Annotated in this window: 36 protein-coding genes and 1 rRNA gene; 34 read left to right on the top strand and 3 right to left on the bottom strand. The window is 47.1% G+C overall.

The features are described from left to right. Positions 1–2 precede the first annotated feature (2 nt). From rpsC to rpsI, 29 genes are all read left to right on the top strand, one after another. Positions 3–662, top strand: coding sequence for a 30S ribosomal protein S3 (rpsC, locus tag E4665_RS14080; RefSeq protein ID WP_135349439.1), 660 nt, complete (start codon positions 3–5; stop codon positions 660–662). Between the two features lie 2 nt (positions 663–664). Beyond that, a complete protein-coding gene (rplP, locus tag E4665_RS14075) occupies positions 665–1,099 on the top strand; it encodes a 50S ribosomal protein L16 (RefSeq protein ID WP_135349438.1) in 435 nt (144 codons plus the stop codon). After that, positions 1,089–1,292, top strand: a complete 204-nt coding sequence (gene rpmC / locus E4665_RS14070) for a 50S ribosomal protein L29 (RefSeq protein WP_130032516.1) — start codon at positions 1,089–1,091, stop codon at positions 1,290–1,292. The genes rplP and rpmC overlap by 11 nt, the downstream gene beginning before the upstream one ends. A gap of 16 nt (positions 1,293–1,308) precedes the next feature. Continuing rightward, positions 1,309–1,578, top strand: coding sequence for a 30S ribosomal protein S17 (rpsQ, locus tag E4665_RS14065; RefSeq protein WP_135349437.1), 270 nt, complete (start codon positions 1,309–1,311; stop codon positions 1,576–1,578). 43 nt (positions 1,579–1,621) lie between these two features. Further along, positions 1,622–1,990, top strand: a complete 369-nt coding sequence (gene rplN, locus E4665_RS14060; protein ID WP_135349436.1) for a 50S ribosomal protein L14 — start codon at positions 1,622–1,624, stop codon at positions 1,988–1,990. A gap of 44 nt (positions 1,991–2,034) precedes the next feature. Beyond that, complete coding sequence (gene rplX, locus E4665_RS14055) at positions 2,035–2,343, top strand: 50S ribosomal protein L24 (protein ID WP_135349477.1); 309 nt, start codon at positions 2,035–2,037, stop codon at positions 2,341–2,343. Positions 2,344–2,372: 29 nt separating this feature from the next. Next, complete coding sequence (gene rplE / locus E4665_RS14050; protein WP_135349435.1) at positions 2,373–2,912, top strand: 50S ribosomal protein L5; 540 nt, start codon at positions 2,373–2,375, stop codon at positions 2,910–2,912. 24 nt (positions 2,913–2,936) lie between these two features. Then, positions 2,937–3,122, top strand: a complete 186-nt coding sequence (locus E4665_RS14045) for a type Z 30S ribosomal protein S14 (RefSeq protein ID WP_135349434.1) — start codon at positions 2,937–2,939, stop codon at positions 3,120–3,122. A gap of 33 nt (positions 3,123–3,155) precedes the next feature. Then, on the top strand, positions 3,156–3,554 hold the full coding sequence (gene rpsH / locus E4665_RS14040) for a 30S ribosomal protein S8 (protein ID WP_135349433.1): 399 nt from the start codon (positions 3,156–3,158) through the stop codon (positions 3,552–3,554). Positions 3,555–3,581: 27 nt separating this feature from the next. Further along, positions 3,582–4,118 carry a 50S ribosomal protein L6 gene (gene rplF / locus E4665_RS14035; RefSeq protein WP_135349432.1) on the top strand — a complete coding sequence of 179 codons (537 nt, stop codon included), beginning with the start codon at positions 3,582–3,584 and terminating at the stop codon, positions 4,116–4,118. Between the two features lie 37 nt (positions 4,119–4,155). After that, positions 4,156–4,518 carry a 50S ribosomal protein L18 gene (gene rplR / locus E4665_RS14030; RefSeq protein WP_135349431.1) on the top strand — a complete coding sequence of 121 codons (363 nt, stop codon included), beginning with the start codon at positions 4,156–4,158 and terminating at the stop codon, positions 4,516–4,518. 18 nt (positions 4,519–4,536) lie between these two features. Further along, positions 4,537–5,052 carry a 30S ribosomal protein S5 gene (gene rpsE / locus E4665_RS14025; protein WP_135349430.1) on the top strand — a complete coding sequence of 172 codons (516 nt, stop codon included), beginning with the start codon at positions 4,537–4,539 and terminating at the stop codon, positions 5,050–5,052. A 12-nt stretch (positions 5,053–5,064) separates the two neighbouring features. Continuing rightward, the gene (gene rpmD / locus E4665_RS14020; RefSeq protein ID WP_135349429.1) at positions 5,065–5,253 is read left to right on the top strand and encodes a 50S ribosomal protein L30; all 189 of its coding nucleotides are present in this window, start codon (positions 5,065–5,067) and stop codon (positions 5,251–5,253) included. 33 nt (positions 5,254–5,286) lie between these two features. Continuing rightward, on the top strand, positions 5,287–5,727 hold the full coding sequence (gene rplO, locus E4665_RS14015; RefSeq protein WP_135349428.1) for a 50S ribosomal protein L15: 441 nt from the start codon (positions 5,287–5,289) through the stop codon (positions 5,725–5,727). After that, the gene (secY, locus tag E4665_RS14010; protein WP_135349427.1) at positions 5,727–7,013 is read left to right on the top strand and encodes a preprotein translocase subunit SecY; all 1,287 of its coding nucleotides are present in this window, start codon (positions 5,727–5,729) and stop codon (positions 7,011–7,013) included. The genes rplO and secY overlap by 1 nt, the downstream gene beginning before the upstream one ends. A gap of 32 nt (positions 7,014–7,045) precedes the next feature. Further along, entirely contained in the window at positions 7,046–7,699 is a 654-nt protein-coding gene (locus tag E4665_RS14005) for an adenylate kinase (protein ID WP_135349426.1), read from the top strand. A 378-nt stretch (positions 7,700–8,077) separates the two neighbouring features. Further along, the gene (locus E4665_RS14000; protein ID WP_135349425.1) at positions 8,078–8,401 is read left to right on the top strand and encodes a KOW domain-containing RNA-binding protein; all 324 of its coding nucleotides are present in this window, start codon (positions 8,078–8,080) and stop codon (positions 8,399–8,401) included. Beyond that, complete coding sequence (infA, locus tag E4665_RS13995; RefSeq protein WP_010024579.1) at positions 8,394–8,612, top strand: translation initiation factor IF-1; 219 nt, start codon at positions 8,394–8,396, stop codon at positions 8,610–8,612. Before E4665_RS14000 ends, infA begins: the two co-directional genes overlap by 8 nt. A gap of 38 nt (positions 8,613–8,650) precedes the next feature. Continuing rightward, positions 8,651–8,764 carry a 50S ribosomal protein L36 gene (gene rpmJ / locus E4665_RS13990; protein ID WP_135349424.1) on the top strand — a complete coding sequence of 38 codons (114 nt, stop codon included), beginning with the start codon at positions 8,651–8,653 and terminating at the stop codon, positions 8,762–8,764. A 16-nt stretch (positions 8,765–8,780) separates the two neighbouring features. After that, entirely contained in the window at positions 8,781–9,146 is a 366-nt protein-coding gene (gene rpsM, locus E4665_RS13985; protein ID WP_135349423.1) for a 30S ribosomal protein S13, read from the top strand. Positions 9,147–9,167: 21 nt separating this feature from the next. Further along, a complete protein-coding gene (rpsK, locus tag E4665_RS13980; RefSeq protein WP_135349422.1) occupies positions 9,168–9,560 on the top strand; it encodes a 30S ribosomal protein S11 in 393 nt (130 codons plus the stop codon). 166 nt (positions 9,561–9,726) lie between these two features. Further along, entirely contained in the window at positions 9,727–10,671 is a 945-nt protein-coding gene (locus E4665_RS13975; protein WP_135349421.1) for a DNA-directed RNA polymerase subunit alpha, read from the top strand. 80 nt (positions 10,672–10,751) lie between these two features. Next, positions 10,752–11,117, top strand: coding sequence for a 50S ribosomal protein L17 (gene rplQ / locus E4665_RS13970; RefSeq protein WP_135349420.1), 366 nt, complete (start codon positions 10,752–10,754; stop codon positions 11,115–11,117). Positions 11,118–11,272: 155 nt separating this feature from the next. Beyond that, positions 11,273–12,112, top strand: coding sequence for an energy-coupling factor ABC transporter ATP-binding protein (locus E4665_RS13965; RefSeq protein WP_135349419.1), 840 nt, complete (start codon positions 11,273–11,275; stop codon positions 12,110–12,112). Beyond that, positions 12,088–12,960 carry an energy-coupling factor ABC transporter ATP-binding protein gene (locus E4665_RS13960; RefSeq protein WP_135349418.1) on the top strand — a complete coding sequence of 291 codons (873 nt, stop codon included), beginning with the start codon at positions 12,088–12,090 and terminating at the stop codon, positions 12,958–12,960. The genes E4665_RS13965 and E4665_RS13960 overlap by 25 nt, the downstream gene beginning before the upstream one ends. Beyond that, positions 12,953–13,759 carry an energy-coupling factor transporter transmembrane component T family protein gene (locus E4665_RS13955; RefSeq protein ID WP_135349417.1) on the top strand — a complete coding sequence of 269 codons (807 nt, stop codon included), beginning with the start codon at positions 12,953–12,955 and terminating at the stop codon, positions 13,757–13,759. The genes E4665_RS13960 and E4665_RS13955 overlap by 8 nt, the downstream gene beginning before the upstream one ends. Positions 13,760–13,763: 4 nt before the next feature. Continuing rightward, the gene (truA, locus tag E4665_RS13950) at positions 13,764–14,504 is read left to right on the top strand and encodes a tRNA pseudouridine(38-40) synthase TruA (RefSeq protein WP_135349416.1); all 741 of its coding nucleotides are present in this window, start codon (positions 13,764–13,766) and stop codon (positions 14,502–14,504) included. 279 nt (positions 14,505–14,783) lie between these two features. After that, the gene (gene rplM, locus E4665_RS13945) at positions 14,784–15,221 is read left to right on the top strand and encodes a 50S ribosomal protein L13 (RefSeq protein WP_135349415.1); all 438 of its coding nucleotides are present in this window, start codon (positions 14,784–14,786) and stop codon (positions 15,219–15,221) included. 19 nt (positions 15,222–15,240) lie between these two features. After that, complete coding sequence (gene rpsI / locus E4665_RS13940) at positions 15,241–15,633, top strand: 30S ribosomal protein S9 (RefSeq protein WP_135349414.1); 393 nt, start codon at positions 15,241–15,243, stop codon at positions 15,631–15,633. 342 nt (positions 15,634–15,975) lie between these two features. Here the strand turns inward: rpsI and E4665_RS13935 are convergent, their stop codons facing one another. After that, entirely contained in the window at positions 15,976–16,245 is a 270-nt protein-coding gene (locus E4665_RS13935; protein WP_135349413.1) for a hypothetical protein, read from the bottom strand. A 97-nt stretch (positions 16,246–16,342) separates the two neighbouring features. Then, the gene (gene mmuM / locus E4665_RS13930) at positions 16,343–17,290 is read right to left on the bottom strand and encodes a homocysteine S-methyltransferase (RefSeq protein ID WP_135349412.1); all 948 of its coding nucleotides are present in this window, start codon (positions 17,288–17,290) and stop codon (positions 16,343–16,345) included. Between the two features lie 176 nt (positions 17,291–17,466). On the opposite strand from mmuM, the gene E4665_RS13925 reads away from it, so the two are divergent. The 4 genes from E4665_RS13925 to gerD all read left to right on the top strand — a co-directional run bounded on the left by E4665_RS13925 (position 17,467) and on the right by gerD (position 20,516). Continuing rightward, a complete protein-coding gene (locus E4665_RS13925; protein WP_135349411.1) occupies positions 17,467–17,901 on the top strand; it encodes a DUF2521 family protein in 435 nt (144 codons plus the stop codon). Between the two features lie 85 nt (positions 17,902–17,986). Continuing rightward, positions 17,987–18,697, top strand: coding sequence for an N-acetylmuramoyl-L-alanine amidase CwlD (cwlD, locus tag E4665_RS13920; RefSeq protein ID WP_135349410.1), 711 nt, complete (start codon positions 17,987–17,989; stop codon positions 18,695–18,697). A gap of 92 nt (positions 18,698–18,789) precedes the next feature. Beyond that, positions 18,790–19,842 carry an Mrp/NBP35 family ATP-binding protein gene (locus E4665_RS13915; RefSeq protein WP_135349476.1) on the top strand — a complete coding sequence of 351 codons (1,053 nt, stop codon included), beginning with the start codon at positions 18,790–18,792 and terminating at the stop codon, positions 19,840–19,842. Between the two features lie 122 nt (positions 19,843–19,964). Continuing rightward, complete coding sequence (gene gerD, locus E4665_RS13910) at positions 19,965–20,516, top strand: spore germination lipoprotein GerD (protein ID WP_135349409.1); 552 nt, start codon at positions 19,965–19,967, stop codon at positions 20,514–20,516. 36 nt (positions 20,517–20,552) lie between these two features. On the opposite strand, the gene E4665_RS13905 is transcribed toward gerD, so the two are convergent. Then, positions 20,553–21,305 carry a polysaccharide deacetylase family protein gene (locus E4665_RS13905; RefSeq protein ID WP_135349408.1) on the bottom strand — a complete coding sequence of 251 codons (753 nt, stop codon included), beginning with the start codon at positions 21,303–21,305 and terminating at the stop codon, positions 20,553–20,555. Positions 21,306–21,705: 400 nt separating this feature from the next. Here E4665_RS13905 and E4665_RS13900 point away from each other — a divergent pair. Beyond that, positions 21,706–21,832 (top strand): 16S ribosomal RNA (locus E4665_RS13900); the annotation flags it as partial.

The following is a 21,832-nucleotide window of genomic DNA, read 5'->3' as shown; positions in this document are numbered from 1 at the left end:
GCGTGGGTCAGAAAATTAATCCCATTGGTTTCAGAGTCGGAATTATCCGTGACTGGGAATCCAAATGGTATGCAGATAAGAATTACGCTGAATATCTTCATGAAGATATCAAAATTCGCAAGTACGTTGAAAACAGGCTGAAGGATGCTGCCGTCTCAGGAATTGAGTTGGAACGTGCCGCTAACCGTATCAATATTACGATCAAAACAGCGAAACCGGGCATGGTCATCGGAAAAGGCGGATCTGAAGTTGAAGAACTCAGAAAAGCACTGAATGACCTGACGGGCAAAAAAGTACATGTCAATATCTTCGAAATCAAGCAGGCTGATCTGGATGCCAAGCTGGTAGCGGAAAATATCGCCCGCCAGCTAGAAAGCCGTATTTCATGGAGACGCGCTCAGAAGCAGACGCTGCAGAGAGCCATGAGAGCAGGCGCCAAGGGTATTAAAACCCAGTGCGCAGGCCGTCTCGGTGGTGCAGATATGGCCCGTACCGAAGATTACAGTGAAGGAACTGTACCGCTGCATACATTGCGGGCTGATATTGACTATGGAACTGCAGAAGCAGATACAACCTATGGCAAAATTGGTGTAAAAGTATGGATTTATCGCGGAGAGGTCCTTCCGACGAAAGGAACGAACAATAAGGAAGGAGGCAGATAATTATGTTAATGCCAAAACGTGTAAAATATCGCAGACAGCACCGCGGAAGAATGCGCGGACAGACCAAGGCAGGCGCAACGGTGACTTTCGGTGAATATGGATTGCAGGCTCTGGAATCCGCATGGATTACAAGCCGTCAGATTGAAGCCGCTCGTGTCGCTATGACGCGTTTTATGAAACGTGGCGGAAAAGTCTGGATCAAGATTTTCCCACAGAAATCATATACAAAGAAACCTCTTGATGTCCGCATGGGTTCCGGTAAAGGTGCTCCAGAAGGATGGGTGGCTGTCGTTAAGCCGGGCCGCGTGCTTTTTGAAGTTGGCGGTATTAACGAGGAAGTGGCAAACGAGGCATTGAGACTGGCCAGCCACAAGCTGCCTATTAAGACGAAAATCGTGAAACGCGAAGAAGTGGGTGGTGACGCAAATGAAGGCTGATGAAATTCGTAATTTAACCACTGCCGAGGTTGAACAGAACGTCAAGTCTCTCAAAGAAGAACTGTTTAACCTGCGCTTTCAGTTGGCAACCGGACAATTGGAAAACCCTGCCCGCATTCGTGAAGTTCGGAAATCTATTGCTCGCGCAAAAACGATTTTGCGTGAACGTGAACTGAATGTTCAAAACGGCTGAAAAGGAGGTTATCTGAATGGCTGAAGAAGCTCGCAATGCCCGTAAAGTTCTGGTTGGACGCGTCGTATCGGATAAGATGGATAAGACAATTACAGTTCTGGTCGAAACATATAAGAACCACCGCCTTTACGGAAAACACGTGAAATATTCAAAGAAATTTAAAGCACATGACGAAAACAATCAGGCAAAAACTGGCGATATTGTTGAAATTATGGAAACTCGCCCGCTTTCGAAGGATAAACGTTTCCGCCTTGTGAAAATCGTAGAGGAATCCGTTATCATCTGATCTCAGGTTTTAAAATCCTGAGATCGAAGGGAGGTCGCATTTAATGATCCAGCAGGAAAGCCGTTTGAAGGTAGCCGATAATTCCGGAGCCCGCGAAGTCCTGACCATCAAAGTTCTTGGAGGATCCGGACGCAAGACGGCCAATATCGGCGATGTTATTGTTGCTACGGTAAAACAAGCAACACCAGGTGGCGTTGTTAAGAAGGGCGAAGTTGTTAAGGCTGTTGTTGTCCGGACACGACATGGTGTCAGAAGAACGGACGGATCCTACATCCGATTCGACGAAAACGCCGTTGTTCTGATCCGTGATGACAAGAGCCCGCGCGGAACCCGTATCTTCGGACCAGTCGCCCGTGAACTTCGCGACGGACAGTTTATGAAGATTGTATCTCTCGCACCGGAAGTATTGTAATCTCGGATGTTCAGAAAAAGGAGGTGCTAAACAACATGACAAAGCTGCATGTCAAAAAAGGCGATAAGGTTCAGGTCATCACCGGGAAAGACAAGGGCAAGCAGGGAACGATTCTTGCTGCCTATCCTGCAAAGGAACGAGTTCTTGTTGAAGGTGTCAACATTGTCAAGAAACATTCAAAGCCGTCACAGGCTGCTCCTCAGGGCGGAATTCTTGAACACGAAGCGCCAATTCATGTTTCAAATGTTATGCTGGTTGATCCGAAGACAAACGAGCCTACACGCGTAGGCCATAAGATAGTTGATGGGAAAAAAGTACGTGTTTCTAAAAAATCAGGCGAAGTGATTGAGTAACTCGCCAGTCTGTGAAAGGAGGTAAACTCATGGGCCGTTTCAAAGATAAATATGAAAATGAAGTAGTTCCGGCTTTAATTGAAAAGTTTAAATACACATCCATTATGCAGGTGCCGGCAATCGAGAAGATTGTCATCAATATGGGTGTCGGTGATGCCGTCCACAATTCGAAGGTTCTGGACAGCGCTGTTGAAGATCTGACTGCTCTGTCAGGACAAAAGCCTGTTATTACACGGGCGAAGAAGTCCATTGCTGCTTTCAAGCTGCGTGAAGGGGTTGCCATTGGAGCAAAGGTTACACTTAGGAAGGACCGGATGTATGACTTCCTTGACAAACTAATTACTGTGGCGCTCCCACGTGTCCGTGATTTCCGTGGGATTTCCAAGAAAGCATTCGATGGCCGTGGCAACTATACGCTTGGCATCCGCGAACAACTGATATTTCCAGAAATCGACTATGACAAGGTTGATAAGGTACGCGGAATGGACATCGTCATTGTGACCTCCGCGAATACCGATGAAGAAGCATCTGCTTTGCTTACATTGCTTGGCATGCCATTTGTAAAATAATCATCGATAAGGAGGATATGAATTTTGGCAAAAACATCAATGCTTGTATCCGCACATCGTCCTAAGAAATTCAAGGTGCAGGAATATACACGCTGTGAACGCTGCGGACGTCCTCATTCGGTTCTCAGGAAATTCAAATTATGCAGAATTTGCTTCCGTGAACTGGCTCACAAGGGACAGATTCCCGGTGTCAAAAAGTCCAGCTGGTAAAATTTTAAGTGATAGGGAAGGAGGTCGATTTGCATGGTCATGACAGATCCTATTGCAGATATGCTGACCCGCATTCGTAACGCGAACATTGTTCGTCATGAACAGATTGAGCTGCCAGGTTCCAGGGTAAAGAGAGAAATCGCTGAAATTCTGAAACGTGAAGGCTTCATCAAAGATGTTGAATACGTAGAAGATGACAAGCAGGGTGTACTCCGTCTGTTCCTTAAATTCGGCGGAAACAAAGAGCGTGTGATTTCAGGGCTGAAAAGGATCAGCAAGCCGGGACTTCGCGTTTACGCAAAGGCAGACGAAGTGCCTAAAGTGCTTGGTGGTCTCGGTATTGCAATTGTTTCGACATCAAAGGGAATTGTTACAGATAAAGAAGCCCGTCAGCAGAATGTCGGCGGAGAAATCCTCGCATACGTTTGGTAAGCAGGAAATTAGATTGGAGGTGTACACATGTCCCGTATTGGATTAAGACCAACAGTTGTTCCTGAAGGTGTCACGGTCACCCTTGAAGGTCAGAAAGTGACTGTCAAAGGACCAAAGGGAGAAATGTCTCGTACTTTTCACCCGGATATGATCATCAAGCAGGAAGACAATGAGATCAAAGTTGAAAGGCCGGATGATTCGAATCAGCATCGGGCACTGCACGGCACGACAAGCAGCCTGATCAGCAATATGGTTGAAGGTGTAACCAAGGGCTTTACCAAGAACCTTCAACTGGTCGGTGTCGGCTATCGCGCAAATAAGCAGGGTAAGAATTTGGTCCTAAATGTCGGCTATTCTCATCCGGTTGAAATTGTTCCGGAACAGGGAATTGAGCTTAACGTTGAAGGTAATGACAAAATATCCGTCAGCGGTATCGATAAGCAGCGTGTCGGAGAAGTAGCAGCAAACATCCGCTCCGTACGTTCACCAGAGCCTTACAAGGGTAAGGGAATTCGTTATGAGGGCGAGCAAGTACGCCGCAAGGAAGGTAAGACCGGTAAGTAATTAACCGAAACGTCAGGTAGAAAGGAGCGACTCAAGCATGATCACTAAGAAGGACAAGAATGCAATCCGCCAAAAAAGACATCTTCATGTCCGTCATCGCATCAATGGAACGAGCGAACGTCCACGTTTGAATGTTTTCCGCTCTTCCAAAAATATCTATGCACAGCTGATTGATGATACAAAGGGCGTTACACTCGTATCTTCCTCATCAGTTGACAAAGCATTTGATCTTGAAAAGGGCAGCGATGTTACTGCCGCTAAAAAAGTCGGTGAACTTATCGGACAGCGCGCGCTGGATAAGGGTATCGATACCGTTGTATTCGACAGAAGCGGTTATCTCTATCACGGGCGCATCCAGGCTGTTGCCGACGGTGCCCGGGAAGCCGGATTAAAATTCTAAAAATAAGGAGGGGAATCCATGGCTAATAATGATCGCAACAAATCAGATCGTAATAAATCAGAGTTTGAAGAACGTGTCGTGACGATTAACCGTGTTGCAAAGGTTGTGAAAGGCGGACGTCGTTTCCGTTTTGCAGCACTGGTTGTTGTCGGTGACAAAAAAGGCAGAGTCGGTTTCGGACAGGGCAAGGCTCATGAAGTGCCAGAAGCCATCAGGAAAGCGATTGAAGATGCCAAGAAAAATATATTTAATGTCCCGATCGTTAACACAACGATCCCGCATCAAGTTGTTGGACATTCAGGTGCCGGAAGTGTTCTCCTGAAACCTGCATCTGCCGGTACCGGTATTATTGCGGGCGGACCTGTCCGCGCCGTAATCGAATTATCTGGACTGAAGGACATTCTTTCGAAGTCGCTCGGTTCGAATAATCCGATCAACATGGTTCGCGCCACAGTTGAAGGTCTGAAGAACCTGAAACAGGCAGAACATGTTGCCAAACTTCGCGGTAAATCTGTTGAAGAATTGCTGGGATAAGGAGGGAACAAAATGGCAAAGAAATTGGAAATCACCCTCAAACACAGCGTCATCGGCCGTCCCGAATCACAGCGTGTGACGGTCAGGACATTGGGACTTAGAAAAACATATCAGACAGTCATTCAGGAAGATAATCCTTCAATCCGCGGAATGATCAGCAAGGTCTCACATTTGCTGGCTGTTCGCGAACTGAATGACTGATCTGCAACATACTGAGAACAAGGAGGTGCCAAGATGAAACTCCATGAATTGAAACCGGCTGAAGGTTCCCGCTTTGCGAGAAAAAGAGTGGGCCGCGGCTATGGTTCCGGACTTGGCAAAACATCTGGTCGAGGACAAAAAGGACAGAAGGCCCGTTCAGGCGGCAATATCCGCCCGGGATTTGAAGGTGGACAGCTGCCTTTACTTCAGACTCTGCCTAAGAAGGGATTTAAAAACCCGACACGCAAAGTCTATTCAATTGTCAATGTTGAAAAGCTCAACCGCTTTGAAAACGGGACAGAAGTCACACCGGAACTTTTACTTGAAACACGCGTTATCAGGAAACTGAACGATGGTGTCAAGATTTTGGGTGAAGGCAAACTTGAAGCTAAATTAACAGTGAAGGCGACTAAATTTTCTGCTTCTGCCAAGGAAGCTATTGAATCTGCAGGCGGAAACACTGAGGTGATCTGATGTTTCAAGTGCTTTCCAGTATGTGGCGAGAAGCTGAAATACGGAAAAAAATTATCTTCACATTGATCATGCTTGTTATCTTCCGTATCGGGACATTCATTCCTGTGCCGGATATTAATACACAATTGATTAATATCAGCGATAACAGTGCTTTCGGCTTGTTTAATACTTTTGGAGGCGGCGCGCTGCAAAACTTCTCTATCCTTTCGATGGGGGTTATGCCGTATATCACCGCTTCCATCATTGTGCAGCTTCTTCAAATGGATGTTGTACCTAAACTGACTGAATGGTCGAAGCAGGGGGAAATGGGAAGGCGGAAGTTAAATCAGTTGACCCGGTACAGTACAATTGTACTTGGTTTTATTGAAGCGATCGGCCTCTCCTATTCATTCAACTCGAGATTCCAGGGGCTTGTGAGCAATCCAAGTATCTGGACATTTCTTATCATCGCACTGGTTCTGACCAGCGGTACCGCATTTCTGATGTGGCTGGGCGATCAGATCACGGCCAACGGTGTGGGCAACGGTATTTCCATTCTTATCTTTGCCGGCATTGTGGCTAGGATCCCGACGTCTATTAATCAAATTTACGCACAGCGCTTTTCCGGCGCAGCCAACACCTTTATGGAATTGCTTGGTTTGCTGGCGATCGTCGTTGTCGTATTGCTGATCGTTGTTGGTACGATTTTCGTACAGCAGGCCATGAGGAAGATTCCGATTCAGTATGCGAAGAGGACAATTGGCACGAAAACGTATAGCGCGGAACCAGCTCATCTCCCGATCAAGGTTAATGCCGCTGGTGTCATCCCGGTTATCTTTGCGATTTCACTGATGATCACACCGCCGACAATTGCTCAGTTCTTCCATCAGAATTCGGTCACAACCTGGATCGTCAGGATATTTGATTACTCAACGGTTTATGGAATGATCATCTATGCCATCTTGATTATCGCGTTCACCTATTTTTATACGTTTGTTCAGGTGAATCCGGAAAAAATGGCGAAGAACCTTGGCGAGCAGGGTGGATACATTCCTGGCATCCGTCCTGGTAAAAGCACGGAAAAATACATCACAACCATTTTGTACCGGCTGACTTTTTTAGGAGCTATCTTCCTGGCGATTATCTCACTATTGCCTATTGTATTCGGACAATTGGGGGGTCTTCCGGCAAGTGCCCGAATCGGTGGAACAAGCCTGCTGATTGTCGTTGGTGTCGCTCTGGATACAATGAAACGTATTGAAAGCCAGCTTGTGAAGAAAAATTATCAGGGATTTATCAAAAGGTAACAGATTCGCCGAAAGAGTCAGGAGGGTGTAATGTGAATCTAATCTTAATGGGGCTGCCCGGTGCAGGAAAGGGAACCCAGGCTGAACGGATTGTGGATCACTTTGGTCTTCCGCATATTTCGACAGGTGATATGTTCCGGCAGGCAATTAAGGATGGCACAGAATTAGGGAAAAAGGCAAAGTCATTTATGGATAAAGGGGATTTAGTTCCTGATGAAGTCACGATTGGCATTGTTCGGGAACGACTTGGCAAAGAGGATTGTAAGGACGGATTCCTACTTGATGGATTCCCGAGAACAGTGCTCCAGGCTGAAGCCCTTGACGAGATAATGGCCGATAATGGCGGAAAAATCGATGCCGTTCTTTACATCAATGTCGATCCCGAAAATCTGCTGACCCGCCTGACCGGGCGCCGCGTCTGTGAAAACTGCGGGGCCACCTATCATCTCGTATACAATCCCCCTAAAAAAGAGGGTGTGTGCGACAAATGTGGCGGAGTGCTCAGGCAGCGCGCGGATGACAGCGAAGAGACAGTTCACGAAAGACTGCAAGTCAATATCAAGCAGCAGCAGCCTCTTGTCGCTTTTTACGAAAGCAAAGATGTACTGAAGAAAATAAACGGCGATCAGTCAATTGACGCTGTTTTTAATAATGTTTCTTCAATACTTGGAGCATTGGCTAAGTGATTCGGTTGAAAACCGGGTTTAAAGTCGATAAAATTCGATATACGAGGGAAATCGTCGCAGGGGCTCTGCAGCTCTTCGGCAATTGATTCGACCCGGCGTTTCGACGATTGAGCTTGATGCACTTGCAGAGCGCTCGATCAGGCAGGAGTAAGGTCATCTTTTAGAGGGGCTGTGACGGGTTTTCAAACTGTACTGTACATCTGTGAATCATTAGCTGGCTCATGGCATTACCGGATTCCATGATCTGAAAGACGGGGGCATGATCAGCATCGGTATCGGTGCTCAGTATGCATGCTTCCATACAGGCTCCACGTACAATCGTCATTACAAAAAATGGCAATGAAATCTTGACAAAGCAATAAGCGAAGGTGATGATTGATGGGTAGTGATCAGGCTCCGCTGCCTGTCCCCGGCCAGCTTGCTCAAGTATTAAAAGGGAAAGAAACCGGTTCTTATTTTGTGATTGTGCGTCTGCTTAACCACCGTATGGTTGAAATTGCTGATGGAGACAGACGAAAGTTTGACAACGCAAAAAAGAAGAACATCAGCCATCTTGATCTTCAGTCGTATGTATCGGTCGAAGTTCAGAAAAGCTTACGTGAGACAGGTCGTGTCACGAATGGAAAACTTCGTTTTGCGATCGCTCATTATCTGGACATAGGCTTCAGTAATATAAGGAAGGGTGAGTCAGCCGATGGCTAAAGAAGATGTCATTGAAGTTGAAGGCACCGTCATTGAACCACTGCCAAATGCAATGTTTCGTGTGGAATTGGAAAACGGCCACAAGATTTTAGCTCATGTCTCCGGAAAGATACGCATGCATTTTATCCGTATCCTGCCGGGTGATAAAGTGACTGTTGAGTTGTCACCTTATGATGTGTCACGCGGCCGTATTACGTTCAGACATAAATAACCAAGAGATGCTCTGCGGTGTATAAGGAGGATTCAGCAATGAAAGTCAGACCATCAGTTAAAAAAATGTGTGAAAAATGCAAGGTTGTCCGTCGAAAAGGCGTTGTTATGGTAATTTGTGAAAATCCGAAGCATAAACAAAGACAAGGTTAAGGAGGTGCTTTAACGCATGGCTCGTATTGCAGGTATCGATATTCCAAGAGAAAAAAGAGTCGTTATTTCTCTGACTTACATTTATGGTATCGGACTGACGACTGCTAAAAAAATTCTGGCGGAAGCAAAGGTTTCCGAAGATACACGTGTGCGTGACCTGACAGAAGAAGAGCAGACACGCATCCGTGAAGTCGTTGACCATTACCGCGTTGAGGGAGACCTCCGCCGTGAAGTTTCTCTGAATATCAAGAGGCTTATTGAAATCGGATCATACAGAGGAATCCGTCACCGCCGGGGTCTTCCGGTGCGCGGACAGAACACGAAAAATAATTCACGTACGCGTAAGGGTCCTAAGCGCACGATGGCAAATAAGAAGAAATAAGTAAGGGAGGGTTAAACATCTATGGCAAAACAACAACGCACAACGCGTAAACGCCGTATCAAGAGAAATATCGAAAATGGAATTGCTCACATCCGCTCAACATTCAACAATACGATTGTTACGATTACAGATCCGCACGGCAATGCGATTTCATGGGCAAGTGCCGGCGGCCTTGGGTTCAAAGGTTCAAGAAAGTCGACACCGTATGCAGCTCAGACTGCTGCGGAAGCAGCGGGAAAAAGCGCTTTGGACAGTGGAATGAAGACGGTCGAAGTTTCTGTCAAAGGACCGGGTGCGGGCCGGGAAGCCGCGATTCGTGCACTTCAGGCTGTCGGACTGGAAGTTACGACCATCCGCGACGTGACTCCGATTCCACACAATGGCTGCCGTCCGCCGAAACGCCGTCGCGTCTGATCTGCTTGCGTATAGTCTGAAAACAATCTGTTTATAATGCTACTATTATATTCAGATGAGACGATTGAAAGAAGCAAGCCGTAAGCCTTAAGAAGATAATATCGGGAAATTCTGGCCAGCTCCGTCTGGTCACCATTTCGACGTTTTGAAGGAGGGTTCTTATTTGATGATTGAGATCGAAAAGCCAAAGATCGATACGGTTGAACTTGCAGATGATGGGAGTTACGGCAAGTTTGTTGTAGAACCGCTCGAACGTGGATACGGTACGACTCTGGGTAATTCTTTACGTCGAATTTTACTTTCTTCCCTTCCAGGCGCGGCTGTTACGACAGTTCAGTTTGATACTGTGCTTCACGAGTTTTCCACTATCGAAGGCGTTGTTGAGGATGTAACGGCGATCATTCTGAATATCAAGAAACTCGCTTTGAAACTCTATTCAGATGAAGAAAAGACATTGGAAATCGACGTTCAAAGAGAAGGAAAAGTGACAGCTGCAGATATTATCCATGACAGCGATGTTGAGATTTTGAATCCGGAACTGGAGATCGCAACCCTGGATAAGTCAGCGCATTTCCATTTAAGGATGCTGGCGAAAAAGGGTCGTGGATATGTACCTGCCGAGGGGAATAAATCAGATGAACTGCCGATTGGTGTCATTCCGATTGATTCCATTTACACACCGATTCAGCGTGTAAACTATCAAGTTGAAAAAACAAGAGTCGGCCAGGTAGCCAACTACGACAAACTGACCCTTGATGTATGGACTGACGGCAGCATCCGCCCTGAAGAAGCTGTTTCGCTTGGCGCCAAGATTCTTTCCGAACACTTGAATATTTTTGTCGGTCTGACCGATCAGGCTCAGAAAGCAGAGATCATGATCGAAAAAGAAGAAGATAAAAAAGAGAAAGTGCTCGAAATGACGATTGAGGAACTGGATCTGTCTGTGCGTTCCTATAATTGTCTGAAACGCGCGGGCATCAATACGGTACAGGAATTGACTCAGAAATCTGAAGAAGATATGATGAAAGTCAGGAATCTTGGCCGCAAGTCTCTGGAAGAAGTAGAAGAAAAGTTAAATGATCTTGGCCTCGGGCTGAGAATTGAAGAGTAATGTTTTGACAGACAAGTGATTATTTTTCTTTTTTGCGCAAAAAAGAAAGAATCAGGACAGGAAAAAGGAGGTACAGGTGCATGGCATATGCAAAACTGGGTCGGGACTCGGCTGCGAGAAAGGCGCTGTTCCGTGATCTGGCGACCGATTTGATTATTAGTGAACGGATTCAGACAACACATTCCAAGGCAAAGGCAGTTCAGCCGTTCGTCGAAAAGATGATCACGCTCGCCAAGCGTGGCGATCTCGCTGCCCGCAGACAGGCAGCCGCATTTATCAGAAATGAAGTTGCGGATGAGGAAGTCAGCCAGAACGCCATTCAGAAGCTGTTCAATGATATTGCGAAACGCTATGAAGAACGTCAGGGCGGTTACACTCGCGTTCTGAAAGTCGGCCCCCGCAAGGGTGACGGCGCGGAATTGGCAATTCTTGAATTGGTTAAATAATTAAATTAAGCTTGAGGGCAGAAGCCTGGTTCCGTCGAACCTGATTTCTGCCTTTTTTTCAAATCGGCCAACAGTGATAAGATGAGCGTTAACGGAATGCCCTCAAGGCATTTTCCGATACATAGAAAGAGCTGAGTCCGAGGGGAGAGCAAGGAATGGAAAAGATTATTGAAGTCAGCGGGGTTTCGTATTTTTACGCGGAAGACGATCCATGGGTTCTTGATGATGTCACACTTTCAGTCAATAAGGGTGAATGGCTGTCCATTATCGGACATAACGGTTCGGGAAAGTCGACACTCGCAAAATGCCTGAACGGATTGATTGTGCCGCAGAAGGGCTCTGTACGCGTCGGCGGTTTCGACACAAAAGATGAAACTAATATCTGGGAAATCAGGCGTCTTGTCGGCATGGTCTTTCAAAACCCGGACAACCAGTTCGTCGGGGCTACAGTAAGGGATGATGTCGCATTTGGTATGGAAAACCACGGAATACCCCGTGAAAAAATGATCGACCGGCTTGCTCAGTCGCTTCGACTCGTTAAAATGGAAAAATTTGCGGATAGTGAACCGCACAGATTGTCGGGCGGGCAAAAGCAGCGCGTGGCAATAGCGGGCATCGTTGCCCTGCAGCCTTTGATTGTCATTCTGGATGAGGCGACGTCCATGCTTGACCCGGAAGGCCGCAGAGAAATTATCAAGACTATGCGTACCTTAAATAAAGAACATGGACTAACCGTTCTGTCAATTACACATGATCTGGAAGAGGCCGTGAACTCAGACCGGATCCTTGTTATGAATCGCGGGAAAGTAGTCCGTGAAGGGAGTCCCAGGGAAATTTTTAAGACGCCGGAGCTGCTGGAGAAGATCGGGCTTGATCTGCCGCTTGCAATCAAACTGCGCAGACTTTTGAATCAAAGGGGAATATCACTCCAAGACACGGCACTAACTCAGGAAGATCTGGTGAATGAACTATGGACATTACGTTCAACAATGTGACCCATATATATAATTCGAAAACTCCATTTGAACGGGCCGCATTGGACCACGTCAGTCTGAAGATTTCTTCCGGTTCGTTCACCTCACTTATCGGCCATACCGGATCAGGTAAATCGACCTTGGTTCAGCATATCAACGGCTTACTCAGGCCTTCCTCGGGTTCGATTAGTGTCGGTGATTTTGTGATTGAACCGCAAAAAAAGAAACAGGACCTGAAGCCTCTGCGTGCCAGAGTCGGATATGTGTTCCAGTATCCGGAACACCAGCTTTTTGAGGAAACGGCAATCAAAGATGTTTGCTTTGGCCCGATGAATTTTGGTGTATCCGCGGCCGAGGCGACGAAAAGAGCCGAGGAGTGTCTGACTCTGGTTGGTCTTCCGTCTCTCTTCTGGCACCGTTCTCCCTTCGATCTCAGTGGAGGACAGATGCGCCGTGTCGCAATTGCCGGTGTGCTGGCTGTACATCCGGAAGTAATTATCCTGGATGAACCGACGGCCGGTCTTGATCCGCATGGACAGAAAGAAATTATGGAGCTTTTCCACAAGCTGAATAAAAATTCAAAGCTGACCATTATTATGGTGACACATAATATGGGGGATGCGGCGCTCTATTCGGACCAGATTCTCGTGATGGAGGCCGGCCAACTCAAAATGTCCGGCGCTCCTGAGGAAATCTTCTCGAGAGAACAGGATCTGAGAAACATGGGCCTCGATGTTCCGGAAACGATGGTTTTTTTGGATAAGTTGACGGATAAACTCGGGCTCGAGAAGGGGCGGCCGGTGTTTACTCTTTCCGAGACGGCGGATCGAGTGGCTGACCTTTTGAACGGGGGTGCCGCGCATGTTTAATCTGGTGATCGGGCAATATGTTCCGATGGAATCCCGCGTGCATCGGCTAGATCCCCGTTCGAAACTGATCAGTGTTTTTCTTTTTGTCATTATTGTTTTTTTGGCCAACAGCTGGCTGGCGAACATCGTGCTGCTTCTGTTTTGCTACGCCGGAATTCTGGAATCAAGAATTTCATTGCCTTTTATATTCAGAGGCCTCCGATCGATACTAGTGATTATTCTGTTCACTTTTTTCCTAAATCTTTTTTTTAGTTCGGGCGGCAGACTGCTGCTTAGCCTCGGCTGGATTCATATCTATCAGAATGCGTTGATCCAGTCAGTTTTTATCGTCATTCGAATCCTGGTCATTATCGTGGTAACGACGCTGCTGACGCTGACCACTTCACCCATGGAGATTACAGATGGAATGGAAAACCTGCTCAGTCCTTTTAAAAAAATAAAGCTGCCGGTACATGAATTCGCGCTGATGATGTCTATTTCACTGCGCTTTATTCCAACCTTACTGGAAGAAACTGAGAAGATTATCAAGGCGCAGGCAGCACGGGGCTCTGATTTTACATCAGGCTCTTTGAAAAACCGAATGAAGGCGATAGTTCCACTGCTCGTCCCGCTTTTTGTCAGTGCGTTCAAGCGGGCGGAGGATCTCGCAATGGCAATGGAGGCGCGGGGTTATCATGGTGACACCGGCCGCACGAGGCTTCATAAATTGGTCTGGAACCGGCGGGATACGGTCATGATGATGATCATGGCTCTTCTGGCCGCAATATTGATCCTGGTCAGAGTATCAGGATGCTGGTGAGAAAATGGCAAAAATGAAATGCACGGTTTCCTATGACGGAACATATTTTTTTGGCTATCAGGTGCAACCCGGAAAAAGGACGGTTCAAGGAGAAATTGAAACAGCACTTTCCCGGATGCATCATGGGAAGCCGGTAAAAATTACGGCGTCCGGCAGAACGGACAGCGGAGTCCACGCTTTCGGACAGGTCTTTCACTTTGAAAGCCCGCTGAACATTCCCGAGGAGAACTGGTCACGGGCGCTGAATAGTCTGCTGCCGGGTGACATCTGTATAAGGAAAACCGAAACGGTACCCGATGATTTTCACGCGCGATATAGCGTACGGGAAAAAGAATACCGTTATCGTTTATTAACCCGGCAAGAACCGGATCTGTTCCGCCGGCTTTATACATGGCACATCACCCGTCCGCTTGATCGCTCTAAAATGAATCAGGCTGCCGGATATATTACAGGCACCCATGACTTTTCCTGCTTCTGTGCGGCGAATACAAGCGTTAAGGATAAAGTCAGGACGATTTACAGGCTGGAAATTGTAGATGAAGAGAACAGTGAGACGGTCATCCGCATTGCCGGCAGCGGATTCCTGTATCAGATGGTCCGTATTATTACGGGGACACTGCTGGATGTCGGCTCCGAGGTATTTCCACCTGAACATGTGCGGACGATTATTGAAGGAAGGGACCGGCAGGCAGCGTCTCAAACGGCCCCCGCGTGCGGTCTGACACTCTGGAGGGTGACCTATTAAATTTTAGTAACTACTAGAAAGTGTAAAAAGTAAAAAGAAATTAATGGTAGGATCGAACAGAGGTCCGTGTTCTTTGGTAAGTTCTCTTTTAATGTCCCTACAAAGCTTGACAACGAGTCTGGGGTATTATAATATATACTTCGGCATTTCTATTTTGACCACTATAGCCCCAAATGATATTGGCTCAAATAGATGAACGGAAACGGGAAGCAAGCTTTCCGGCTCGGTGCGGTTGTGGGTCGCAGCGGGGAATGAAATAATAAAAGGGAGGAAATAATCGTGCGTACGACATATATGGCTAACGCGGCATCAGTAGACCGCAAATGGCTCGTCATTGACGCTGACGGGCAGATTCTGGGCCGTCTGGCAAGCGAAGTAGCTTCGATTCTTCGTGGCAAAAACAAGCCGACTTTCACACCGCATGTGGATGTCGGTGACAACGTGATTATTATCAATGCAAATAAAATTCAGCTGACCGGAAGGAAACTTCTGCAGAAGCAGTATATCCATCATTCGGGTTTTCCGGGCGGCATCAAGGCCCGCTCGGCTCTTGAGATGAGACAGACACGTTCAAGAGAAATGCTGGAACGGACGATCAAGGGCATGCTCCCGCACAATAGTCTCGGAGCACAGATGTTCAGAAAACTTCATGTCTACGAAGGCGCGGAACATCCGCATATTGCACAAAAACCGGAAGCTTACACACTTCGCGGATGATTAGGGAGGGAAAATAAGAATGGCACAAGTACAATATTACGGCACAGGCCGTCGTAAAAGCTCTATCGCCCGCGTCAGGCTCGTCGCAGGTGATGGCAAAGTCGTTGTTAACGGCCGTGACCTTGATGAATATTTTAATCTTGAAACGCTTCGCACGATTTTGAAACAGCCTCTTGTTTCAACTGAAACGGAAGGCAGATATGACGTGCTGGTCAGCGTGACCGGTGGCGGTTTCACAGGACAGGCCGGCGCGATCCGCCATGGCGTTGCCCGCGCGCTGCTTAAAGCGGATCCTGAATACCGCGCAGTACTGAAACAGGCTGGTTTCCTGACACGTGATCCAAGAATGAAAGAAAGAAAGAAATACGGACTCAAAGGCGCACGTCGTGCACCGCAGTTCTCAAAACGCTGATTTGTCGGCATTTATGGCTCCTTTCCATTATCATGGGGAGGGGCTTTTTTGTTCCTGTGAAAATCTGTAAAAAAATGTGTGAAAGATTTCAATAAGCGATTTTTGTCGAAATTAAAGAGCTATACTGTTAAATGAGTAGTGGGATACTCTCTTTAATTTTATTATTTTGATAAGCTCTTCATGGAGCTTATTTTTTTGCTATAAATCAGGCAAGTAAAAAGCGTCTCTTCAGAAATGGGGAGACGCTTTTTGCTTGTTCTATTAGGAAAGACTAATCAGGACTCAGACAAAACCGGAGGATCGGTTCCTCAGGTTTTACTCAAAGGGATTAATTGAGACGGCTCAAATCAAATGAAAAATGAACAATGCACACAGGCCTGCAATTAGTACCAGACTGCTGCCGAGGTAATAATGGTGCCTTGTACGCCCTTCAGTATGACGTCCTTTATTGGAAAAGCTTCTAATAAGGGACCAGATCAAAATAATAATCAGCAGGCTGGTGACAGCTATTACTGAAATAAGAATGGTCATGATGAACGACTGAATATGGCTCAAATTATAATTATTAGGTTCAAGAGATACTGAGAGGTATAAATGTGTTAGTAAAGACAATTCGATCACCCTCCTCCATTATTACTGTAATGGGAATGGATGAATGTAATAATCAAATAAATTACAAATAGATGACAACCATTATGGATGAAGCGATTCAGGCACGTGCCCAGCTGTATATCTTATGAATATCTTCTGGGCATGTGCGGCAGCAGCCTCCGATCAGCTTTGCCCCTTCTTCGTGCCACTGTTTGCTGAGAACGCCGTATTCATTGTGGCGCCCCGGATTGTGCCACGTTTTTGTCGCCGGATCATACTCTTCCCCGGAATTGGGGTACACGACGATCGGTTTATCCGTTAAAGTGCGGACAATCTCAATAATCGGAGTGATCAGGTCTGCGGATGCACAATTCACGCCGATCGCACAAATCTGCGGATAGTCATTAAAATACGGGACGGCCGCTTGTAGAGAGGTTCCGTCACAGAGGTGGTCATCCGAAATACTGAAGGAGAGCCACGCATAATCGTCCGGAAAATCAGTTTCGAGGAGGGCGGCCAGTGCGCGGCTCTCCTCGAAATTTGGTATCGTCTCGAATGCGAATAAGTCAGCATTTGCTTCTTTCAACAGTTTCATCCGTGGCAGATGAAAGCGGCGGAACGCTTCTTCGGAAAGATGATAATTGCCCGTGTACTCTGACCCGTCCGCGAGATAGGCACCATATGGACCAACACTGCCCGCAACCAAAGGGCGGGGCCGTTTCTTTTTTTCTGAGTCGCTGAGGTTGTTCCAAAATTCGTCGCGCGTTTCACGCGCAATCAAAACGGCTTGCTTTATAAAATGTTCTGCCTGGGCTTCTGACCAGCCGCTTTCCTGAAATCCGGCCAGATTTGCCTGATAGGTGTTGGTCGTGGCCATATCCGCCCCGGCCTTAAAATAATCCATGTGGACTTTTTTGATGAGGTCCGGATGATCGATCAGGGCCTGAGCGGACCAGAGGCTGCTACTTGTGTCCACGCCCTGCTTCTCAAGCTCGGTTGCCATGGCTCCGTCAAGGATGACTGTATTGAACCTGTTCAGAAGCTTGCCAATGGGGTCGGTTTTCATTAGATTATCTCCTCTTAGATTTGCTTAAATTCGGACATTTCGGGCTGTTTACATATAAGTATACAATACAAAAATTTATACGATTATCCGTATTTAAAAACAATTAGAGCTGGCAAAAGCTGTCACGGTTGAAAAAGGTGCCCGGGTCGGATGCTATAAGGAAAGGGGGACGCATTATGGGCATCGTCATGGACTTTCAGGAGAGGCAGCGGCATAAGCAGCTGGATTTTGAACGCCGCGCACTGCAGGATTTATCCTTTGAAAAAATAGAAAAAGCCATTCACCGCAGCTTTGATTTATTTATTCCGGCCATTCCGTCAGGGGGAGGCATCGCTCTGGAAATGTGCGCCGAGTATGCGTTGGAAGCATTCCTGCTGGGCTCCTCAATGAGCAGATTCGGTTTTTATGGGGAGAACAGGGAGACAGCCTATGAGCGCTGTGAGGCTTCATTTGCGAGGCTTCTGGATGACTTCTGCGATTTCTGGCAATTCTGGATGCCGGAGGACACACGGCTTAGCGATTTAAGACAGTCCTGTGAAAGATATCTCCGGGAGTGGTGGACGGACGGCTTTGAGACCTCCCTGAAACGCTGGAAACTGAAACTGCGCTGACCGGATCAGAGATCAGGCCGCATAAATCGCACGATTGTCCATATACATGTTCAAGAGACAGGCTTTGAGCATGGAGGGAATCGTGATGAAACGAAAATGGCTCGTCGTGACACTGATCGCGCTAACATTTTTTGCGACAACTGCCGGTGTGGGGTGGCTACTTGTCAGCCGGTATACCGGCCAGTCCTGGCATCTTCCGCTTGCCGGGCGTGTTATTGTTGTCGATGCGGGGCACGGGGGAGCAGACGGGGGCGCGGTTGGCGGAAATACCGTAGAAAAAGAGATTACATTAGCCATTGCGCAGGATCTTCGCAACTATCTGCAGGAATCCGGGGCGCTTGTCGTGATGACCCGGGAAAGCGACATGGATCTGGCCGACGAAAGTTATACGGGCAGGCATAAAACCCAGGATCTTCTGCGCCGTGCCGATTTGATAGAAAAAACACATCCCGACGCATTTATCAGTGTGCACCTGAACGCCATCCCCTCACCGCGCTGGTACGGAGCCCAGACGTTTTATCATCCAAAATCGGCTGAAAATCAAAAATTCGCCCGATTTATTCAGGATTCACTGAAACAAACACTGGGAAATACAGAACGTTACGCCAAGCCGATCGGTCATGTCTATATCCTGAAGAAAGCGACTCCCCCTGCGGCTCTTGTTGAAGTCGGTTTCTTATCCAATCCCCGCGAGCGCTCACTTCTTGTCCAAGACAGCTATCAGAAAGAAGCAGCCGCGGCGATCAGTCAGGGCATTATGCGCTATTTCACCAATGAAAAAGTGCCGTCCAATTAAAAACATCCTACGTGTACATTTTTCACGTCTTCCGGGCGAAGGTTTGGTATACTGATACTGGAAATGATGTTAGAGAAGGGCGGGGCTTGTCAATGATTACTCAGCAGCAAGTGACGGATGTTTTGAAAACGGTTCAAGATCCTTTTTTACATAAAAACCTGGTTGAGACGGGCGGATTGCGTGAACTGAAAATAAAAGAAGGCCTGATCAGCCTCAAGATTGCTCTGGCAAAAGAAGACAGGGTCAAACAAATGCAGATTCAGGTAGAAATTTCTTCGAAGCTCAAGAAGGCAGGCGCGGATTCTGTAGGCATGCGGTTCAGGATACTGACAGAAGACGAGATCAAGGCGCTTGGCGGCTTTCCTGAGGCTGCACCGTCCTTACTTTCACCGGAGAACAAAACGGTTTTTATTGCCGTAGCCAGTGGCAAAGGCGGTGTCGGCAAATCGACAGTGTCAGTCAATCTCGCTCTTGCCCTTGCAAGAAAGGGCAAAAAGGTAGGTCTGCTGGATGCCGACATTTACGGCTTCAGCGTGCCTGATATGATGGGCATTGAGAACAGGCCGGCAGTAGTCAACGACCGAATCATTCCGGTCAGCCGGCTTGGCATTCAGGTCATCTCGATGGGATTTTTTGTGGAAAATAATTCACCGGTAATTTGGCGGGGGCCAATGCTTGGAAAAATGCTGAACAATTTTTTTAACGATGTGAACTGGGGCGATCTGGATTATCTGATTCTTGATCTGCCGCCGGGCACTGGCGACATTGCCATGGACGTGCATGCCAGGCTGCCTCATTCCAAAGAAATTATCGTCACTACACCCCATCCGACAGCCGCATTTGTGGCCGCGCGCGCGGGGGCGATGGCTGAGAAAACGGAGCATGAAATCTTGGGTGTCATTGAGAACATGGCTTACTTCAAAAGCAGGAAAACCGGTGAGGTGGAGTATGTATTCGGCAAAGGCGGCGGTGATAAGCTGAGCGATTTATTACACACAGATTTGCTAGGCCGGCTGCCGCTGGGACAACCGGAACCAAAAGCGGGAGAATTCGCTCCGGGTGTCTATTTTGAAGACGATCCGATTGCTGAGGAATATGACCGCATCGCGGAAAAAGTGATCCTAAAAATAGAGACCGCAGAATAATGAATCAGAGGGTGCAAAAGTGTTCGCAGGCAGGTAGCGGACACTTTTTTGTACTTCATCTCTGCATAATCTTCCTCCAGGCTCACATATTAACAGGGAGGTCCCTGTGAGGAGGAAAATTCATGGCAAAAACAACGATAGCTATTTTGGTCGCTTTGTTGCTGACTGTTCAGGCCGGGTGCGGGAGCAATGAAGCCCAGCCTTCCTATCAGGAAAACAAGAAGATGGTCCTCGATATGCTGAAAACGGATGATGGAAAGAAAACAATCCGGGAGCTGCTTGGGGATCAGGAACTGAGAGGGGCCGTTGTATTCGATGAACCTGCTGTAAAAAAGACGATTGTCGAGACACTGACAACAGAGCAAGGTAAGAAACTCTGGGATGAGCTCATTCAGGATCCTGATTTCTCCGAAAAACTCGCTCAGACAATGGAGAAGGAAAATGAGCAATTACTGACAAAAATGATGAAGGATCCTGGCTATCAGGGAATGATGATGGACATTCTCAAAACGCCTGATCTTCAGACACAATATCTGGGACTACTCCGAACGAAACCCTTTCGTGAACAAATCATGCGTGATATCCAGGAAACCATGGCAGGGCCGTTCTTTAAAAAACAGATGACAGACGCGATAACCGAAACTTTAAAAAAGCAGGCTGAAAGTAGTAAATGAGACTGCTTCCCCACTGGAAATACAGGTCAATCATTTTCAATCAAGAAGGCGATGTTTCGCCTGTGCGTCGGAAATCAGGCTTTTTATTGTGACAAAAGAATAGCCACGGTTTTTCATCTCCCGTATTATCAATGGCAGCGCACGGTCTGTCTGCTTGGCAGAATCGGAAGCGTGAAGGCGGATGATGTCCCCTTTCCCGGCATCCTGAAGTACGTGACTGACAATCACCTCATAGCCCGGATTGGTTTCATCCTGTGGGTTGACGCTCCATAATACAGGCTGCATATGAAGGCCTGATATGCTCTGCAGAACATCAGTATTGATTTTTCCATAAGGAGGGCGAATCATCTGGGGACGAACGCCGCCTGCTTTATAAATAGCTTCTCTTGAAAGCAGCAGGTCGCGCCTGATCTGCTGTGTACTGAGCTGTGTGTAGTCTTCGTGTCTCATACCCTGCGTTTCGACTTCGTGGCCGTCTTTAATAACATCTTTGATGATATCGGGATGGCGTTCTGCCCATTCGCCTGAAAAGAAAAATGTTGCTTTAATCTTTTCAGCTTTGAGTGTCTCGAGAATCAGCGGGATTTGCTGATCACCCCAATTACTGTCGAAGGTCAGCGCCAATTGTTTTTGATTGGTTTCCACCCGTGACAGTGCTCCCTTATCGTTTATCGGTGCGAAGACACTTGTTTCCTGCTTCTGAACGAACAGGATCAGTGCCGCAACAAAAGCGGCGATCATGATCAATAGAATGTTCTTCACTTTTCTTCCGTTAATAATCCAAAGCATAGATACTCACTCCGCTTCCACTCTGTTTGTACCATTCTATGGCCAGGCTTTACAGTATATGCAAAGCCGCAGCCGACACCGCGAAAAATGGGAAAATTAGGGCGAAAGAAAATTCATTTAAAATGATTGACAAAATAAAATCCGCTGGTAGAATGAATATTGTTGTCTTTTCAATTGAGAGTTTTCGGATGAAAAAGCCGAGTAAAAAAACTGTTGACAAATGAAAAGAAACAATGTAACATTGTTTAAGTCGTCTGATAGACGATAACGAATGTTCCTTGAAAACTGAACAAAAGCCAAGCGTGATGTAAAGGGTAAAACCCTTATGTCAATTCAATTTTGCTGAGGATCGAATGAACGAAGAAGAAACAAACGGAAGCTGTGGTTTCCGATGCACTATTTTTTGGAGAGTTTGATCCTGGCTCAGGACGAACGCTGGCGGCGTGCCTAATACATGCAAGTCGAGCGCACAGAAGGGAGCTTGCTCCCGGAAGTGAGCGGCGGATGGGTGAGTAACACGTGGGCAA

The sequence above is a fragment of the Sporolactobacillus shoreae genome (assembly GCF_004684935.1).
Lineage (GTDB): Bacteria > Bacillota > Bacilli > Bacillales > Sporolactobacillaceae > Sporolactobacillus > Sporolactobacillus shoreae.
This window is presented reverse-complemented; position numbering and strand designations above follow the sequence as displayed.